Annotated in this window: 15 protein-coding genes, 1 pseudogene and 1 riboswitch; of the genes and pseudogenes, 4 read left to right on the top strand and 12 right to left on the bottom strand. The window is 51.1% G+C overall.

Annotated elements, in window-relative coordinates; genetic code table 11:
- Positions 1 to 12: 12 nt before the first annotated feature.
- Positions 13 to 330 (bottom strand): MGMT family protein, encoded by a 318-nt coding sequence (locus tag AC506A_RS22780; RefSeq protein ID WP_495463283.1) that lies wholly within the window; start codon positions 328 to 330, stop codon positions 13 to 15.
- Positions 331 to 493: 163 nt separating this feature from the next.
- Here AC506A_RS22780 and AC506A_RS22775 point away from each other — a divergent pair, with 163 nt between their 5' ends.
- Entirely contained in the window at positions 494 to 1,726 is a 1,233-nt protein-coding gene (locus AC506A_RS22775; protein WP_495463282.1) for an aminopeptidase, read from the top strand.
- A 394-nt stretch (positions 1,727 to 2,120) separates the two neighbouring features.
- On the opposite strand, the gene AC506A_RS22770 is transcribed toward AC506A_RS22775, so the two are convergent.
- From AC506A_RS22770 to AC506A_RS22745, 6 genes are all read right to left on the bottom strand, one after another.
- A complete protein-coding gene (locus tag AC506A_RS22770) occupies positions 2,121 to 2,843 on the bottom strand; it encodes an amino acid ABC transporter ATP-binding protein (protein ID WP_495463368.1) in 723 nt (240 codons plus the stop codon).
- Positions 2,844 to 2,857: 14 nt separating this feature from the next.
- Positions 2,858 to 3,505 (bottom strand): amino acid ABC transporter permease, encoded by a 648-nt coding sequence (locus AC506A_RS22765; protein ID WP_495463367.1) that lies wholly within the window; start codon positions 3,503 to 3,505, stop codon positions 2,858 to 2,860.
- A 94-nt stretch (positions 3,506 to 3,599) separates the two neighbouring features.
- Positions 3,600 to 4,421: a basic amino acid ABC transporter substrate-binding protein gene (locus tag AC506A_RS22760; RefSeq protein WP_495463281.1), complete on the bottom strand. Its 822-nt coding sequence runs from the start codon at positions 4,419 to 4,421 to the stop codon at positions 3,600 to 3,602.
- A 159-nt stretch (positions 4,422 to 4,580) separates the two neighbouring features.
- Positions 4,581 to 6,911, bottom strand: a complete 2,331-nt coding sequence (locus AC506A_RS22755; protein WP_495463280.1) for a histidine kinase — start codon at positions 6,909 to 6,911, stop codon at positions 4,581 to 4,583.
- A 190-nt stretch (positions 6,912 to 7,101) separates the two neighbouring features.
- Positions 7,102 to 7,255, bottom strand: a riboswitch (cyclic di-AMP (ydaO/yuaA leader).
- A gap of 198 nt (positions 7,256 to 7,453) precedes the next feature.
- Entirely contained in the window at positions 7,454 to 8,713 is a 1,260-nt protein-coding gene (locus tag AC506A_RS22750; RefSeq protein WP_495463279.1) for a DUF445 domain-containing protein, read from the bottom strand.
- 136 nt (positions 8,714 to 8,849) lie between these two features.
- The gene (locus AC506A_RS22745) at positions 8,850 to 9,110 is read right to left on the bottom strand and encodes a zinc ribbon domain-containing protein (protein WP_495463278.1); all 261 of its coding nucleotides are present in this window, start codon (positions 9,108 to 9,110) and stop codon (positions 8,850 to 8,852) included.
- 276 nt (positions 9,111 to 9,386) lie between these two features.
- Here AC506A_RS22745 and AC506A_RS22740 point away from each other — a divergent pair, with 276 nt between their 5' ends.
- Together AC506A_RS22740 and AC506A_RS22735 are read left to right on the top strand one after the other, a co-directional pair.
- On the top strand, positions 9,387 to 10,367 hold the full coding sequence (locus AC506A_RS22740; protein WP_495463277.1) for an N-acetylglucosamine kinase: 981 nt from the start codon (positions 9,387 to 9,389) through the stop codon (positions 10,365 to 10,367).
- A gap of 35 nt (positions 10,368 to 10,402) precedes the next feature.
- Positions 10,403 to 11,710 (top strand): 6-phospho-beta-glucosidase, encoded by a 1,308-nt coding sequence (locus AC506A_RS22735; RefSeq protein ID WP_495463276.1) that lies wholly within the window; start codon positions 10,403 to 10,405, stop codon positions 11,708 to 11,710.
- 81 nt (positions 11,711 to 11,791) lie between these two features.
- Here AC506A_RS22735 and AC506A_RS22730 read toward each other — a convergent pair whose 3' ends face one another.
- From AC506A_RS22730 to AC506A_RS22720, 3 genes and pseudogenes are all read right to left on the bottom strand, one after another.
- Complete coding sequence (locus tag AC506A_RS22730) at positions 11,792 to 12,799, bottom strand: FecCD family ABC transporter permease (RefSeq protein ID WP_495463275.1); 1,008 nt, start codon at positions 12,797 to 12,799, stop codon at positions 11,792 to 11,794.
- Entirely contained in the window at positions 12,796 to 13,806 is a 1,011-nt protein-coding gene (locus tag AC506A_RS22725; protein ID WP_495463274.1) for a FecCD family ABC transporter permease, read from the bottom strand. Before AC506A_RS22725 ends, AC506A_RS22730 begins: the two co-directional genes overlap by 4 nt.
- A gap of 70 nt (positions 13,807 to 13,876) precedes the next feature.
- Positions 13,877 to 14,843: pseudogene (locus AC506A_RS22720) on the bottom strand (iron-hydroxamate ABC transporter substrate-binding protein).
- 167 nt (positions 14,844 to 15,010) lie between these two features.
- On the opposite strand from AC506A_RS22720, the gene AC506A_RS22715 reads away from it, so the two are divergent.
- Positions 15,011 to 16,063 (top strand): NAD(P)/FAD-dependent oxidoreductase, encoded by a 1,053-nt coding sequence (locus AC506A_RS22715; RefSeq protein ID WP_495463273.1) that lies wholly within the window; start codon positions 15,011 to 15,013, stop codon positions 16,061 to 16,063.
- Positions 16,064 to 16,137: 74 nt separating this feature from the next.
- On the opposite strand, the gene AC506A_RS22710 is transcribed toward AC506A_RS22715, so the two are convergent.
- Complete coding sequence (locus AC506A_RS22710) at positions 16,138 to 17,310, bottom strand: response regulator (protein WP_495463366.1); 1,173 nt, start codon at positions 17,308 to 17,310, stop codon at positions 16,138 to 16,140.
- The gene (locus AC506A_RS22705) at positions 17,288 to 19,063 is read right to left on the bottom strand and encodes a sensor histidine kinase (protein WP_495463365.1); all 1,776 of its coding nucleotides are present in this window, start codon (positions 19,061 to 19,063) and stop codon (positions 17,288 to 17,290) included. The genes AC506A_RS22710 and AC506A_RS22705 overlap by 23 nt, the downstream gene beginning before the upstream one ends.
- Between the last annotated feature and the right edge of the window lie 82 nt (positions 19,064 to 19,145).

Genomic DNA, 19,145 nt, shown 5'->3' with positions numbered 1-19,145 from the left:
TCTTTCTTTACCTTAATAATTCGGTTCCGGCTCGAACCGGTATTCCGCTAAATCAATTGTGCCGGCGGGACTCACGTACACGCCTTCGCCCTCCAGCAGTACACGCTGCATGTAGCGCCCTTCTCCATCGCCGATGGCGATCTCGCCTTTTCCGTTAATGACACGGTGCCATGGCAATCCATGCTTCTCGCTCATGGAATGAAGAATCCGCACCACCTGCCTGGCCCCTCTTGGGCTGCCGGCCTGGGCGGCAATTTGACCGTACGTCATGACGGTTCCTGCAGGTATATTGGCGATGACTGCTATAACGCTTTGTGTAAATGGTGTCATGACGCACCTCCTTAGTACCTACTAGTATACACCCTATCCAGCCTGCCCCTGCAAGCAAAGTTGAGCGGTCCGCACCGCCTGCTCGAGATGAAATTCCCCCAATAGGGAAATGACAGCCTTATATGTTAGAATAAAACTATTCTGCCCTGTAGGAGTGAGTCCATTGCCTAATTTTCAAGAGAAACTCGAGCGTTACGCAGCGCTTGCTGTAGAGGTCGGCGTCAATGTACAGCCTGGCCAAACTTTAGTTATTTCCACCTCCATCTCGTGCGCGCCTTTCGTGCGTCTTGTCGTGAAGAAAGCTTATGAAGTCGGCGCCAAAAACGTACACGTGGAATGGAATGACGATGTCATTACTCGCACGAAATACGAGCTTGCTCCAGACGAAGCCTTCACGGAATATCCGGAATGGCGTGCGAAAGGCTGGGAGCAGATGGCTGCAGATAACGCGGCATTCCTCAGCATCATCGCACCTAACCCGGATCTGCTGAAAGGCACGAAGCCTGAGCGGATCGCTAATGCTAATAAAGCGGCCGGTATCGCGCTGAAGACGTGGAGAAGTTATACCATGTCCGATAAAGTCAGCTGGTCCATCGTTGCCGTTCCGTCCCCGGATTGGGCTGCTAAAGTGTTCCCGGATGTCGAGCCAAGCCGCCAAGAGGATGTACTCTGGGATGCAATCTTCGCGGCAACCCGCATGAACGAAGAAGATCCGGTCGCGGCATGGAAGTCGCATATTGAAGTGCTGGATACGAAAGCTTCACACTTGAACGAGAAGAAATTCCGCAAGCTGCACTATACAGCACCGGGAACCGATCTCACAATCGAGCTGGCACCAGGCCACATCTGGATCAGTGCAGGCAGTGAGAACGCAAAGGGCGATATCTTCGTGGCGAACATGCCGACAGAGGAAGTGTTCACTGCCCCGCTTAGAGGCGGCGTGAATGGTACTGTGTCCAGCACGAAGCCGCTTAGCTACGGCGGCAACCTGATCAAGGACTTCTCGCTGACGTTCAAGGACGGTCAAATCATCGACGTTCAAGCCGAAGAAGGACTTGAAGTCCTTAAGAACCTTGTTGGTACAGACGAAGGCGCCGCTTACCTCGGCGAAGTCGCGCTCGTTCCGCATCGTTCCCCGATCTCGGATACGAACCTCGTATTCTACAACACGCTGTTTGACGAGAATGCTTCCTGTCACTTGGCAATCGGTAAAGCCTATGCCTTCTGTATTGAAGGCGGCAAAACGATGTCCGAAGAGGAGCAAGTCGCTAACGGTCTGAACACTAGTCTTGTCCACGTTGACTTCATGATTGGCTCCGCAGAGCTGAACATCGAAGGCGAGCGCGTAGACGGCACTACGGAAACGATCTTCCGCAACGGAAACTGGGCGTTCTAATAAGTAGGGCGTAAAAAAGCACCAATCCTCAAACGGATTGGTGCTTTTCAGTCTATGTTCTGTACTCCGCGATGAGTGCATGCTTCGCCGCATTCCAACTTTAACGGTTGTGACAGTGGTTATTCGGCATATATTCACCCTTATTATTTTCTAACGGTTGCCAGCGAGCTTATTTGAACGTTTTCCACTAGGAATCGACCAATTTATTGCAAATAACGTCTGTCACAACCGTTAGCATTTCAAAAAGGGTTATTTTCATAAAATAGCCATGCTGACAACCGTTAAAGTTCTGTTCAATGATATTGACAAACAACTGGCTGTCGAGACTTTCTCGGGCAACCTAAAAAGCACCAATCCTTAAGCGGATTGGTGCTTTTTCTATTTCGTCAGTTCCTTACAGCACCTTCGACAAGAACGCCTTTGTCCGATCCTGCTGCGGACGCTCGAAGATCTGTGCCGGCGTGCCCTGTTCAACAATGTAACCTTGCTCCATAAAGATGACGCGATCGCCTACTTCACGGGCGAAGCCCATTTCATGCGTGACGACAACCATCGTCATGCCTTCCTTCGCGAGCTGCTTCATAACCGCAAGCACTTCACCTACCATCTCAGGATCAAGCGCCGATGTCGGTTCGTCGAAGAGCATGATCTTCGGCTCCATCGCAAGCGCACGTGCAATCGCGACGCGCTGTGATTGACCGCCGGACAGCGAAGCCGGATACGCATTCGCTTTGTCGGACAAGCCTACCTTCTCAAGAAGCTCCAATGCCTTGGCACGCGCTTTCTGAACCGGCCATTTGCGAATTTGAACCGGGCCAATCGTAATATTGTCCAGCACCTTCAGATGCGGGAACAAATTAAACTGCTGAAACACCATCCCCACCTCGGTACGGACGTTTGTGATGCTCGTTTTCTTATCCATAAGCGACTGGCCTTCAATAACAATATTTCCGCCGGTCGGCTCTTCCAACAGGTTAAGGCAACGAAGAAACGTCGATTTGCCTGATCCGGACGGGCCTATGACAACGACAACCTCTTGGCTATTGATATCGACATTAATATCTTTGAGTACGACATTCGTGCCGAACGCTTTGGACAACCCGGTTACTTGAATGATTGGACTCATGTGCATCACACTTTCCTTTCCAATGCATTGAGCAGCTTGCTTAATGAGTAAGTAAGAATGAAGTAAATGAACGCAGCTGTCAGGTACGGCTCCCATACACGGATGTACTGCCCTTTCATGACGTTGCTCCAGTACATAATCTCAGGCGCTGTGATCAGCGCAACCAGAGAGGAGTCCTTCACAAGGACGATAAATTCATTACCGAAAGCCGGAATCATCCGTTTAATCGCCTGTGGCAGCACGATGAAACGCATGGTTTGAGCATGGGTCATGCCAAGCGACTTGGCCGCTTCTGTCTGACCTTTGTCGATGGACTGAATACCAGCCCTGTATATTTCAGCCGTGTAGGCTGCAGCATTCAAGGATAAAGCGGTTATGGCCGCAACAATCGCATTCGTTTTACCGTAGATGAGCGGAACAAGTCCGAAGTGCACAATATAGATTTGCACAAGCAGCGGAGTTCCGCGGAAGAAGTTGATGTAAGACTGCATCGGCCAGCGAAAAAACCAGCGGGTCGACATTTTGCCAAAGCTAACGATTAAACCCAAGATCGAACCAATCAATATACCCGATAAGGATATCCCGATCGTATACAGCGTCCCTTTCAGCAGAAGCGGCGCATAATCCAAAATGATATCAAATCTAAATCTCAAATCCATCCCAATTCGCCCTTTCGTCTTCTCTACATCGATGATCGGCTAAGCGAACAAAAGGGCATGCGCAATCACGCATGCCCTAGGCGCTTTCTTACTTCAACAGATTCGCCGTATTCGGCTCCTCGCCAAACCATTTCTTGTACAATTCTGCATATTTACCGTTCTCGATGACGGACTTAATCGCCGGATCCAGCTTCGCCTTCAGCTCGCTGCCTTTAGGGTACAGAATGCCGTAATATTCAGGCGTGAAGTTAACCGTATCCGAAATTTCTACGTACTTCTTGTCTGCGTTATTCTTGATATAATCGCGTACGATCGCAATGTCCGCAACAACTGCATCTGCGCCGCCTTGATCAAGCTCAAGCAAAGCAACAGCATTGCTGTCGAACTTCTTCAAATCGGTGTTGCTGTTGCCCATGATTTCCGTCATCAGGATATCAGCAGTAGTACCGGTTTGAACAGCAACCTTCTTGTCTTTCAAGTCAAGCGCGCTCTTAATGTCGCTGCCTTCTTTAACCATGATGACGTTAATGGATTCGAAATAAGGCATGGAGTAGTCGTACGTTTGTTTACGCTCATCGGTGATCGAAATACTCGAGATGCCTGCCTGAAACTCAGTAGCTTTCTCAACGCCTATAAGCATCCCGTCCCAGCCCGTGTTCTTCACTTCATGTTTCAGGCCGGCTTCTTTCATAACAGCGTCAAGGAATTCGATGTCGAAGCCCGTGATCTTGTCTTTGTCCATATATTCCATTGGAGCATAAGCCGCATCTGTTGCAAACATGTACGTTGTATCATCACTGCTGTTGCCTGCTTCGCTGCCTGAGTTATTGTTGTTGCTCTTTGCACCACAACCAGAGAGCATTACTGCCGTCACTAGTGTAAGAATAGCTATAATATACCATTTTTTCATTCTGCTTCCCCCTACAAGTTATCTTTAATACACTAAAGATTCTACCAAGAAAAGAGGGTTGTTTCAATTTAAATTTTTAAATTGTCAGGTAATCTCACATATTACCAAGTTTAATGGATATCCATGCTTGTGAATAAATGTGTACCTAAACCCCAGTATCTATTCTTCTCCAATTTCGATATTTGGATTAAAATCCGCTACAACAAGCACATCCATGTGCCGTCCTTCACGCAAAATGGTGTCGACCACGCATTTATGCCGCAGCTTGCTCCAGAAGCCTTGACCGGATTGACCGAGCACCATCTGCGTGCTTTTCAGTACGTTTGCCTTCGCCAGCAGAGCAGCAGGTACATCGTTACGCGAGACGTTGCGCTCGACCTCGAACGTGCCGCCAAGACGCGCTGTCAGCTCCTGCAGCTCTTCTATTCGCTCCTCTTCACCCGGCACCGCATCCGTTTGCACGTAATGGACATGCCAATCCGCTTTGAGCCTATGCGCTATTCGGAAGCCGCGGCGAATGAGTCTCTCCGCTTTCTTGTTCACCGTTACCGCCACGAAGATCGATTCATGGCGCCGCCATGGACCGCGAAGCGAACCGTTGCGTTCCCACGATTCCAGACGCTCATCGACATCGTCAGCGATTTCCCGCAAAGCAAGCTCGCGCAGCGCAATCAGGTTACCTGTCTTGAAGAAGCCGCAGAGCGCGTCTTCGACGTCGTCCATTTTATAAATATGACCTTCCCGCATTCGCTGCTGCAGCGTGTCCGGCGCCACATCAATCAGCTCCACCTCTTCGGCAAGCCGCAGCATCATGTCCGGTACCGTCTCATTCACTGCGATCCCCGTAATCTGCTCCACAGCATCCTTCAAGCTTTCCAGATGGTGTACATTCATGGTAGCAATAACGGATATGCCGGCATCCAAAATCTCCTGTACATCCTCATACCGGCGCTTGTTGCGGCTGCCCGGTGCATTGATATGGGCCAGTTCATCGATCAGCACAACCTCCGGATTGCGCTTAATAATCGCATCCACATCCATCTCGGAGTGAACCTTGCCATCACTGTCAATGGACAGACGAGGCACTACCTCCAGTCGTCCGGCCTGATCCTGCGTTTCCGCACGATCATGAGTCTCCATTAGACCGACTACAACGTCGATTTCTTTGCGAAGCAAATCATTGCCCTCGCGAAGCATCATATAGGACTTGCCTGCCCCGGGTGCTGCGCCGACATAGACCTTGAATTTCCCGCGGCGAATCCGCTCGATCTTCTTCTCTACCTCTTGCGCACTTAGCCTCCGGTATGGCTCCGCTGTCATCTTCGGCGTCGCCCGTTTCGTTGGCAGCACTCGCTCTCCCTCATGCTCGGCTCTGTCCGCCATGAAGAAAACGTCGATGTTCCGCATCTGTTTCAGCACGCTGCCCGCGATTGAGCCTTGTGCGATCTCCTGTGCACGCGTCTGCTTGGAATGACCCATGACGATGCGGGTCGCATTGATCAGCATCGCGTATTTGATGAGCGCACGCGGAATCTGCCTTCTGTTATTCACTGAAATTTCTCTGAAGCCGGCATCCACCTTCTCAGTCAGCTTCAGAATGGAACGTTTGAAATCATCTCTTTCCTTCGTAGGCTCCTGGCTGGAATCGACGAAGACCACAACCTCCAGGTCGCCGCTTAGCCGCTTGGCGATTTGCTGACCGCGCCGAATATAGATCGAACCATTCCAGTGATACTGCGCCGCAACCAAAATCCGTTCCGTAGCGCCCGACGGCCCGATGAAGCCCTGCTCCTCGCGGTATTTCTCAAGCGACTCGTTCACGCCTTCGGCCATCAGTCGAAGCGCAATTTCTCTGAGCTTGCCGAGGTTCCCGCGCTTGAGCAGCCCGGGATCTTTAATATTGTTTAAACGCCCTTCATTTAGGCGTGTCAGAATCGTTTCCGGCGATGCATCGATAAGCCTTACCTCATCCGCCAATTCCAGCAGATCCGCGGACACCGTACATTCCGCTGTAATGCCTGTCAGCTTCTGTGCAAGCTCGGTTACCCCTTCGAGTTCGTATACATTCACGGTTGTGATGATACTGATACCGTGACTCAGAAGAAATTGAATGTCCTCCAGACGAGTCGGGAATTTCGCATCCGGACGGTTCTCGTGGGCCAGCCCGTCAACAAGCAGCACCTCCGGATTCCGTTCCAGAATGACATCCAAGTTAAGATCCTTCTTCTCCACGTCCCCCTTGTACCAATGAATGCTCGGGATCCGCTCCAAATCAGCAAGCTGCTCCACCGTTTCCGGCCGGCGCATCGTCGACACGGCGCAGACGACAACCTCAATGCCCTGCTGCTTCAGCGCTTGGCCTTCACGCAGCATATGATAGGTTTTGCCTGAGCCGCTCACGGCACCAACATAAATTTTAAGACGGCCGCGATGAATTTTGGAGATGGATAAGAGCAATTCTTCCGGGGTTTTGCGGCGGTAACCAGCCATGACAACTTCGCCTTCCTTTCTACACCTATAAACTTACATATTCTTCGCAAACTTATTCTTTTTTGTGTCCATTCCTAAACAGCACAAAAAAGAAGCCTGCAGGGATTGCCTCTTTAACACAGAGGAACGCCTCTCGCGGCTTCTAGGCACAAGTTATAATTAAAGTGTCTATATGCACGAACGAACAATCGTTGCCTCTCTAGTACGCTTTCGAGGTTAGCTGACGGATTCGGGCGTGAGAGTCGCCCTACTTAAAGCGTTGACCGAAACGGTCTGTTCTTCAAGATTCACCCCAGATGAGTGGTTCCCCCGATTTCTATTCAGAAATTCAGCGCTATTGCAGAAGATTAAGCATGAATCGTATGTTACGCCTGCGCATGTCTTTTGTAAAGGAAGGCCGCAAACGGTTTCGTTCTCATTTCCAGCCAACTATCGCGAATATAACGCTTACAATCGATTCGATCGCAAGCAGCCTCACTCTACCTCACTAATTTGCCGTTTCTCACAAATAAGGCGAAATAGAACGGACTGCTTCTTCTTATTTAGTTATAACCGAAGCCCATTTCAATTAACCGCAATAATAGACCGATCAAGAAACCGCAAACGGCACCATTGACCCGAATCCATTGCAGGTCCTGACCCACTTTATCTTCTATTAACTCCACCAGCTGATCATTGTCGAGTCGATCGAGGTTCTCCTTCACGAATGAACCGATCTTCGTATGATTGCGTTCAATGAGTCCGGCAACCTGCCCTTTCAGCCACTGCTCGGCATCTTCGACTAATCCGTGGTTCTCCTCCAAGCGATCAAGCAGGCTCTCCAGCATCGGCCAAACCTTGGCAGCGAAATCCTCCGAATGGAGGAACGTTATTCCCTTCTCGCGCAGCGATTCGAACAATCGCGTCATCTCGCCATCCAGATCGAATGAAGCGAGCAGCTCATCGCGCAGCGCATTCAGCTGTCCGGTTTCGGACAAACGCGAAATCAACATCTCCAGCCCTTGATGCAGATGCTTCATAATAACAGCACGCCGATCTGTGCCTTGAACTTTGAGCTCATGAATCTTCGTTAGGATAAAAGATTGCAGCATCGTGCCCAGTTTATCCTCATCCAGATAGCCGATGAACGCATTGACCGCAAACTGCATCAGACCGCCCAGATTCAGCCCTTTCACGAGCTGCATCGCCGCATTGCCCAGCTCGCGGCGCATCCCCTCCGTGCTTGCCCATTCTTCCGCACGCTCCAGCAGCAAATCGAGCAGACGCTCGTCTACGCCATTCTCCACGGCATTTCGCAAGAAGCCGCGAAGCGCCGCTTCCAGATCAATTCGCTCCACCGCGGTGCGAATTTCCCCCGAGAGAATTGGAACAAGCTTCTCCAGCTCTATCGTACGCAGCGCTCCCTCGAGCAGATGAGGCAAGCGCTCGCTGTGTATCGCTGAATGAGCCGCCTGGCGTAGAGCCGGCAGCAGCTGCTTCGCGAGCTCGATCTGCCGCAGCTTCTCGATCATGCTCTCTTTGGCAAGCAGCCGATCCTCCAGCACCCTCACGATGCCATCCGACATCTTCTTGCGATTGCGCGGCAGCAGCGCCGTGTGCGGAATCGGAATTCTCAGCGGGTGGCGAAATAGCGCCGTAACGGCAAACCAGTCCGCAAGCCCCCCGATGACGCCGGCCTCGAAGCCGACATGCAGCAAGCTAAGCCCCTTGCCGCTGAAAGGTAACGTTGCTGCGAAACCTGCAGCCATGATACCCAGCGATATATTTGCAATATGTTTATTTTTCTTAGATTCGTTCGCCATGTTCTTCCTCCTACTAGTGCTTCTTTACACCATACCACTTCATACGAATCAGTTGCAAAAACAGCCCTAAAAACAACAAAAAAGAGACAAGACCCGAGGTCTGTCTCTCCTCCGCCAAAGCCGCTCCTGCACTCGCTTAGCTCTTCCAGCGCTCCAGCTTATGGATGCCGCGCGTAAAGAACCCCGTCGTAAACTTCGGAAAGCCCATGCTCGCGAGCTTCCCCTTCACATGCTCCTTCATGCCGTTCGCCGTTAGATCAGGTAAAGTGAATTGGCCGTCTACATAACAATGGATGCAATACTTTAGGCTCTTCGCTCCACTGGCCTCCGTACCGTTCTTATCGCCTTTGGCAATGGGCATGCCGCAGCTTTGACAGTTCTTGTAGCTGACACTCACGTTCAGACACTCCCCGAGGGTAATTTTGGATTCATTATATGCTTTTTGCGAAAGCTTGTACATGAAGGACATCGAAATTAAGGTTGAAAAATAAATCGGTCTCCTCTACAATAAGGTAAGGAGATGAAAGTTAAAGCACTTTAACTTTCGAAGAAGCAGTTTACTGCTCCAATTCGCTCCTATATTTTTTTCGGTAAAAGTTTAACCGCTTTAACTTTACTTATGGCAAGAAGAGAATACAAGAGATTGAAGCGAGATAGAGTAGGAGTGACATTAATGACTTATTATTTAGGCATAGACGGCGGCGGCACCAAAACGCACGCCTTGCTCACCGACGAACACGGCAACGTGCTTGGCAAAGGTCTAAGCGGAAACGGCAATCATCAGCTGGATGCTGAAGGCGCCGCTCGCCACTTGGCGGAAGCCGTTTCCGATGCACTCACACAGGCAGGCGTCAAACATGAAGATGTACAGCATGCTTATTTTGGCCTTGCAGGTGCTGATCGTGAAGCCGATTATCGTATTCTGCATCCTATCGTGAGCGCGATCGGCCTGCCCCGCTATTCGATCACTTGCGATACGATGATTGGCCTGCGTGCGGGCACGGACCGCTCCTATGGCATCTCCGTCATTTGCGGTACCGGCACCAACTGCGCCGGTCGCAATAAGGAAGGCGTCCATATCCAATGCGGCGGCTTCGAATATATGCATGGCGATTTCGGTGGAGGCGCATCCTTGAACATTGAGGCATTCCGCACCGTTATCCGCGCCTGGGATGGCCGCGAGAAGCCAACTGCTTTGACGGGCTTGGTGCTCGCTTATCTGGGATACAGCGATGTCGAAACGATGCTGAACGATTTCCTTGATCATGAGAAGAAAGTGCCGGTCGATGTAACGAAGCTGCTATTTGAAGCAGCGGCGCTTGGTGATGAAGCGGCAATCGCTATCCTTCAACATCAAGGGACAGAGCTTGGCAAGTCTGTAGTTGCTGTTGCACGGCGTCTAGGGATGACCGGCGAAACCTTCGATGTCGTGCTTGCAGGCAGTCTGCTGACACGCGGCGACCGCGGTTGGATTCGCGGTCCGATTGAAGAGTTTGTTGCAGCCGTGGCACCATCGGCCACGCTCGTCACCTTGACGGTGGACCCGGTCTTTGGCGCTGTCTGGTCTGCGATGGAAGCAGATGGCTTAACAATAGAGCAGGATGTTTATGACTGCATGCGGGCACTTGGCGAATTCGATGAAATCAACCTATAACGAACGACTTACTAATTAGATGGGATGTGACTAGAATGGCAGACGGATTGAAAGTTGTAGTTATTGGGGGAGGTTCCTCCTATACTCCTGAGCTGGTAGAAGGATTTATTCGATTTCATCATGAGCTTCCGGTACGAGAACTGTGGCTCGTCGATATTGAGGCAGGACTTCATAAGCTAAACATTGTCGGTAATTTAGCAAAACGCATGGTAGAACGCTCCGGCCTTCCAATCGAGGTGCATCTGACGACAGACCGCCGCACAGCGATCAAAGGCGCTGATTTCATCAGCACGCAGATGCGTGTCGGCATGCTCGAAGCGCGCGGCAAAGACGAGTCCATTCCGCTCAAATACGGCGTCATCGGTCAGGAAACAACCGGTCCTGGCGGCATGATGAAAGCACTGCGGACCATTCCGGTACTGCTGGACATCTGCCGGGATATCGAAGAACTGGCACCTAACGCTTGGCTGCTCAACTTTACGAACCCGGCGGGTATCGTAACCGAGGCCATTCACACCCATTCCAACGTACGCAGCGTCGGCCTGTGCAATGCACCGATCGGTTTGACCAAATGGCTTACTACGACCTATGACACAACACCGGAGAACATCTACACGGAATTCGTCGGTTTGAACCATCTTCACTGGGTGACACGCGTAGACGTTAACGGCGTAGATAAGCTCCCTGAGCTGCTAAACAATACGGAAGGCTTCACCGGCAAGAACGTCCCGCAGAAGGGCTGGAATTCGGACTTCCTCCGTTCACTCGGCGCGCTTCCTTCTTATTATCTGAAATATTTCTATATGACAGATGAGATGCTGGCCGAGCAGCAAGAATCCTTCAAACGTGACGGCAACCGTGCAGCGGTTGTGAAACGTGTAGAGGACGAGCTGTTCCAACTGTATGCAGACCCGGATCTGAGCGAGAAACCAAAGCAGCTGGAGCAGCGCGGCGGCGCTTATTATTCCGAAGCAGCGGTTAACCTTATGAAGTCGCTCTACAATGGCAAGAACGACATCCAAACGCTTAATGTCGCTAACAATGGCACGATCGACTTCCTGCCGGACAGCGCCTCGATCGAAGTAAACTGTCTGGTGACGAAGACCGGCCCGCTGCCGCTTCCACTGACGAACGTGCCTCTGCATGTCAAAGGATTAATTCATGCCGTTAAAACCTATGAGCAGCTTACCATTGAAGCAGCTGTAACCGGCAGCCGCGATGTCGCGCTCCAAGCGATGGTTCACCATCCGTTGGTACCGAATGTTGAAGTAGCAATCAAACTGCTGGACGAGATGCTGGAAGCGAACAAAGATTATTTGCCGCAGTTCTTCCCGCAATCTTAACCTGGCTATAGTTGGAATTAAAGCTGTCTCAAATTGAGAAAGACCGAGCAGCGATGGAAACATCGCCGCTCGGTCTTTTTGTCATTTCTTAAGGAGCAAGTACAGGAAGTAAGGTCCGCCGATGAATGCAATCATAATCCCTGCCGGGACGCCTTGATCGACCAAGTTGCGGCCGATTGTGTCTGCAAGCAGCAGCAGCCAGCCTCCCATTAGAATCGAGACAGGCACGTACAATTGCACTCTCGTCCCTACCAGTGATTTGGCGATATGAGGCGCCATCAGTCCGACAAAGGCAATTCCTCCCGTAACCGAAACCGCCGCCGCTGCAAGGGCAACGGATATCACAAGCAGCACAATGCGCTCGCGGTTCACGGCTACGCCAGAGCCAATCGCCGACGATTCATTAATGGACAAAATATTTAATGCGTTCGCCTTATACAGCGTGTACGGAAACAGGATAGCCAACCATGGGAGAAGCGCCCAGATAAACGGCCAATCCGTACCCCAGATGTTACCTGCCAGCCAGTTCGCGATGAAATCAACCTTGATTCGTTCAGCTGATGAAATGATGACCACCATCGCACCGGATAGCGCCATCGAGAAGCCGACTCCGACCAGCACCAGCTTGACCGGCTGCAGCCCTTCTTTCCTGCTGTAGGCGAACAAATAAATGAGCGTTGCCGTGGCAAGTGCGCCCATAAACCCGACGAGCGGCAGCATATACACAAATGAACCCGGATCTTCAATCGGTACATATAAGAAAAACACCGCGACGGCAAAGCCCGCTCCGGAATTGATGCCGACAATGCCGGAGTCCGCAAGATCATTGCGTGTAATGCCTTGCAGAATCGCACCGGATAAGGCAAGCGCCATGCCTGCCAGCAGCGTTACGACGATACGCGGCAGCCGAATGTCGAACAACACGAAGTTTTCCTTAAACGTCCCATCCCCGAAGATCGTCGGTAGCAGCCGGCCAAATGACAACGAAGCAGGACCAAGACCCATTCCGATCACGATCGTCGTCACAATAAGGAGCAGCAGCACCCAGGCGGTGACCCGCTGTTTTCTAACTAGAGCAGCATTGATCATGATTGTAATTTGACTCCTTTACGCACGATGAACAGGAAGAACGGCAGTCCGAGCATCGCAATAATCGCCACCACAGGCGTTTCATAAGGAGCATTAATCGTACGAGCGACCGTATCGGCCAGCAGCATGAATATCGCTCCCCATATGGCCGACATGGGAATAACAGCCCTATAATCGGTACCGAACATGGCACGCACAATATGAGGAATCATGAGTCCGATAAAGGCCATGTCGCCAACCAAGGCAACGGATGCGCCTGCCAGAATCGTGATGACGATATAAAGAATGATTTTAATGTACACCGTCCGAACCCCTAACCCCACGGCAACCTCTTCGTTGAGACTTAGAATGGTCAGCTGCTTAGACAGCAGGATCGCAATAAAGATGCCTACGAGAATAAAAGGTGAAATCGCTTGAATTTGTCCCCAAGTGGTTCCAATCAATCCCCCGGCTGTCCACATCGTCACATCTTTAGAAATTTTGAAAATCAAGCCGAGGCCGTCAGACACCGCATACAGAAATGCCGACACGGCCGCTCCTGCCAGTACCATCCGAAGTGGAGATAATCCCCCCTTCTTGATTGCGCTGATTCCTAGCACAAACAACGTTCCTCCGGCAGCCCCGACAAAACAAGCAACCATGATGAGAAAATATCCGGCTGATGGAAAAAGGGTGATGGTCAGCGCAAGCGCGGCACTGGACCCTGCCGTTAATCCGAGCAAGCCGGGATCGGCCAGCGGATTTCTTGTCAGTCCCTGCATAATAGAGCCTGATACCGCAAGCGCAGCTCCCACAAGCATCCCCGCAACCTCACGCGGCAGGCGGAGCTCACGAATCATCGTAACGGTATCGCCGGATTCACGAGTGAAAATCACCTTCCACAGGTCATGTATCGTAACATCAGCAGCCCCAAAGCGCATAGCGACTGTAAATACGCCAATCAGCGCGACTACACCGGCAAGCAGCTTGAGTATAAAAGTGGCGGTACGTTGTTTTTTTAGGCTCATTGGCGCTCTCTCTTCTTCTTTTCTTAGAATGGGGAAAGAGGAATTCAGATGAATTCCTCTCTTGTTCAAGTTATTCTCCTAAAATCGCTTTAGACAGCTTATCCAGTTGATAGTCCAGCGTCAGCGCATCGTTGAAGTAGAATTCTTTGGCATCCACTTCGATGACATGATTGTTTTTCGCTGCCGTCGTGTTCTTGTACGTATCGGTTTGTTGGAAGGAATTATCCGCTTCGGCGTTTTTGCTGAATACGACATAGTCGCCCATGTAATCAGGAATGACTTCGGCAGACAATGCGTAATAACCGTCTTTGTCTGTCATTTCTTTGACCTTCGCAGGCATCTTCAGACCCATTGCTTGATAGAGAATTTCTGTACCGCGGCCCCAGTGATCGCCGTAAACGTACAGCTGCTTGTCGAAGCTCTCGATTACCGAAATGGTTGTTTCCGCGCCGATCTTCGCTTTGATTTTCTCCCCGGCATCAGCGGCACGTTTCTTGAAATCATCAATCCACGTTTGCGCTTCTTTTTCTTTATTAAGCAGCTTGCCAAGCTCAAGGTGCTGCGTCAGGTAGTCTACTTTGCCATACGTGTAAACAACAGTTGGCGCGATTTCGTTCAGCTTGTCTAGGTTCTTCACATTGTCTAGGCCGATAATCAGGTCAGGCTTGAGCTCTAGAATTTTTTCCAGATCCTCATCCGTCACTACCGGCACATCCTTCAGTTGAGCATCGAAGCGCGGGTTCGCTTTGGACCACGAATCTACGCCGATTGGATTTACGCCAAGCGCTATCAAGTCACCTGCGTAAGCGGCTAATGAAATGACGCGCTGGGGATGGGCGGGTACTTCAATTGGACCGGTTTGGGATTGGTATGTGATCGTGCCGGAAGCTTCTTCTGTGTTTGCCGCATTCGTGGTGTTTGTTGCAGTGGTATTCGTTGTGTCAGCCGCATTCTTAATTCTCATTGGCACCGTTGTTTCCGCAGGCACTTAGTACGAGTATGAATAGGACGACAACAGGAATTAACATTTTGTTCATTTTCTTTCTCCTACTTTCGTTGTATGATAATTGTTGTGATAATGATTATCAGTATCAGAACAGTTCAAACTTTAATGGCCTTTGCTATCTTTGTCAACACCTATTCATCAGCCATCAAACAGAAGTATATAATTACGGAAATTAGTAGAAGAAAGTAGGAACAAACGATGAACAACCACCTGGAATTATTCGATGTTACGATAATCGGGGGCGGGCCTGCCGGCCTTTACTCGGCTTTCTATAGCGGGATGCGGGAGATGAAGACGAAGCTGATCGAAGCACGTGAGGAGCTTGGCGGACGCATTCTCATTTATCCGGAGAAGATGATTTGGGATGTCGGCGGTCTCACCCCAACGCTTGGCGCTAAGTTGATCGAGCAGTTGGTGACGCAAGCGATGACATTCGAGCCGACTGTCGTGCTCGGTCAACATATTATCGGTCTCGAGCGGCAAGCAGATGACACGATTATGCTTACTGCTGCTTCTGGAGAGAAACACTGGACACGTTCGGTCGTGCTGGCGATCGGCTACGGCATTCTGGAGCTGGCTAAGCTTGAGATCGAGGGTGCGGACCGTTTCGAGGTGACGAACCTGCATTACACCGTTCAGTCGCTTGAGGAGTTCCGCGGCAAACATGTGTTGATCTCCGGCGGCGGCGACTCTGCGGTCGACTGGGCCAATATGATCGAGCCGATAGCGGCTAGCCTGACCGTCGTGCATCGGCGAGATAAGTTCGGCGGCCATGAGCGCAATGTGACGAAGATGAAGGAATCATCCGCAACTGTTCGGACGCCATACGCCGTTCAAGCGCTGCATAGCAGCAGCGGAAGCGCCATCGACCGCGTGAGCATTTCTCATGTCGAAACCGGTGAGGTGGAGCAGCTTCACGTGGATGCGGTCATCGTCAACCATGGGCTGCGGTACAACTTCGGCGCGATTCGGGATTGGGGAGTCGAGATGGGGGAATGGAACGCCCATGTCAGCAGCAAAATGGAGACGAACCTCCCTGGCGTCTTCGCAGCAGGCGATTTTGTCATGCACGACAGCAAGGTCCATCTGATCGCAGGCACATTCACCGATGCTGTAAACGCGACGAACAGCGTCAAAACCTATCTCGACCCTGCCGCTAACAAGACGGCCTATGTCTCCTCGCATAACTCACGCTTCAAGGAGAAGAACCGCCAGCTGGGGGTTGCCGTGGATGAGGATGAAGAGCATTAATGCAATATCGGGTTGCAAAAAAGGCTGAGAGATCGCATACGATCACTCAGCCCTCGCTGTATATACACACCTACTTACCTCTCCGCCATCAGCTGCTGACGGTATTCCGTCGGGGTCACGTTCATCTTCCTGCGGAAGACTTGCGTGAAATGGCGCACATCCGCGTAGCCGATTCGCTCGGCAATCTCGGCCAGCTTAAGGCCTGGCTGAAGAAGCAGCTCCTTGGCCTGCTCGATGCGCAGACTGATGACGTAGTCTTTATACCCTTGCCCTGTCTTCTGTTTGAATAATTGGCTGAAATAAATCGGGTTCAAGAACACGACAGACGCCACTTTCTCGAGCGACAGCTCCTCGTTGTAATGCGCCTTCAAATATTGCAAAGCCACCTCGATTGCCCTGTCGCCGCCCTCTTGGCGATCGCCTGCCGTCGTTACCGACGATTGGCGCAGTCGTCTCACCTCATCCGGGATGCGAGTAAACTCACAAATAATATCGGAATACGTGATATGAAAAGGCAACTTGAGATAGTGGCTGAGATGCGTGCGCAGCTCCTGCAGTAACTCTCCCTCAGTCCGGTCATCCTCCAGCTGGGCAAGACCAAGCAGACTCTGCCGATCGAAGTTCACGACAAACCCCTGCCCATGCCGATCAATCAGCTCTGAGAGGACATTTTCGATAATAAAATGCTCCAGCTGTACGTTCTTGACCGCTTCTTCAATTCGCACCATGATTAATCGGAATTTCGGGTACCGATCGATCAGCTCTCCAATGTCCATATTGCCGATATCGAGCCCCGATGCCAGCCGCTGAAAGACGGCTTCTCGCAAGTACTTCAGGTTCGTCCTCAGCAGCTCGCTTTCCTTTGAAATCGCGGACTCCTGCTTCGCTTCATCCGCCAACTGCGCCATCAGCTCCACCAGACGCGTCTTGCCAATCGGCTTAAGCAGGTAGTCGCGCGCACCGAGCCGCACCGCCTTCTGGGCGTACGAGAATTCCGAATGCGCGGAGATGACGACCCATTTGACATGGGGATACTTGCGGCGTGACATTTTCATAAATTCCAGACCATCGATGCCGGGCATCAAAATATCAGTCAGCACGATATCAATCGGCTGGATGTCCATGAGTTTCACCGCATCCTCCGCTGAAGCCGCCAAATGAATGGAATAGTCGGGAAACGCCCGCTTAATCGTCCGTTTCACCCCCTCACGAATGACGCCTTCATCATCCGCGATGAGAATATTCACTGCCATGGGCGTTCCCTCCTTCCTTGATCGGCGGCAGAAGAAGCGGCACCGTAATGATGGCCGTTGTCCCTTCGTCCTGCACACTCTTTAGTTCAACACCGTACGCTTCGCCATACATATGCCGAATACGCCGCTGAAGGTTAACTAGACCGATGCCGCCTTCATGCCGGATTTCCTCGTTCTCCTCACGCACAGTCGCCTCTTCCGGGTTGAGCAGCGATGCATTCAATCGCGCCAATGCGGCCTCATCCATCCCCGCACCGTTATCCTGCACCATAATACGCAGCTGACGCTCGTCTTCTTCGGTGTAGACCCGCAGCAAACCGCATCGGTCAACGAGTGGCTCCAAGCCGTATTTCACCGCATTTTCGATAATGGGCTGCAGTGTCATTTTGGGCAATGGGATGTTCAGCCAAGGTTCACCCACATCAATATCCACGGTCAAGCGCCCTTCCAGCCGTGTCACAATAATCGTCAGATAATGCTCGGTCTGTTCGATTTCCTCCCGCAAGCTGACTGCGCGTTCATCCCAATGACTGCTGTAGCGGAACAAGCGCGATAGAGACAGCACCACCTCGCCAAGACGGTCATGGCCTTTCTCATCGAGCATCCAGTAGATCATATCGAGCGTGTTATAGAGGAAATGGGGATTTACCTGCGATTGCAGCGCCTTCAGCTCCGCATTCTTCTCACTGACAGAGGAAATCTTCACCCGTTCAATGAGCTCGGCGATCTGGTTCACCATCTGATTAAAGGAGACGACCAATATATTGATTTCTTGATACGAGGTCACATTCAGCGAGCCGCGGAAATTCCCGATTTCAACCTGCTTCATCTCGGAGATGAGCCGCTTAAGCGGTGATGATATCGTTCGTGAGAAAATCGTCGCAATAAGCGTTGCAACTAGAACAAGCGCAGCGCCAACTAGAAGCAGAAACCGCTGTGTCTCCGCCAGTTCCACATTCAGATCCTTATCCGGCGTCACGCTGAGCACCGTCCAATCTGCATAAGGCAGCTTTGAGGATACGATCAACTGATCATCCTGCTCGACAACAACCGGAATGCCATCATGCGGTCGCTCCAGACTCGCAAGCCACGGTTCATCCCATGTGATTGAAGTAGTCGAGATGACTTTCCCTTCGCTAGACATCAAAAAAACCTGGCTATGCGCGCCAAGCTTCAAATTCTCCATCGCCGCAATAATGGCTCTCGGACTTGTTTCGAACAGTTCGATCCCTACCTGCTTATGATTGTTTAAATCATAGATCGGCCGGCCAAAAGCAAACACGGAACGACTCTCCACCTGATCGATGATCGAGCGTTCATACACCCCCAGCCATACCATGCTGCCGGTTGAGGCTTTGATTTGCTTATACCAATCGGTCTTCGCATAATCGGGGTCAATGACATTCGCGTAGTTGCCATAGTTATACACTTTCCCATTGTCGGTCAATACATGAATCCCGATAATATCTTCTTGTGATAGAAAGGCAGCGCCTAGAATGTTCGTAATATTCCGCTCATTAAAATAATCGACAGCAGGGCTGTCGACTACAGGATTGCTCAGAATGCGAGCCAAATCATTATTGCCGATGACGGACTTAGACAGACTGTCATAGCCTTTCAGAAGAAGGTCAAACAAACCTACCGTCTGCGATACGTTTTGCTTGGATAAGCCGCTGACCTTCTCATGAAATTGCACCGTCGTTCGGTTATAGTACAGAATGCTGACGATCAGTAAGATTGCAGCCATACTGATGAGGAACAGCACGAATAATCGGTATTGAATCGAATGAAATCCGCGGGACACTGGCCTTTTCCGCCTCTCCTAAGCT

Source organism: Paenibacillus sp. N22P23 (genome assembly GCF_059383735.1).
Note: the sequence above shows the minus strand (reverse complement) of the source record. Positions and strands in the feature narration are given on the sequence as shown.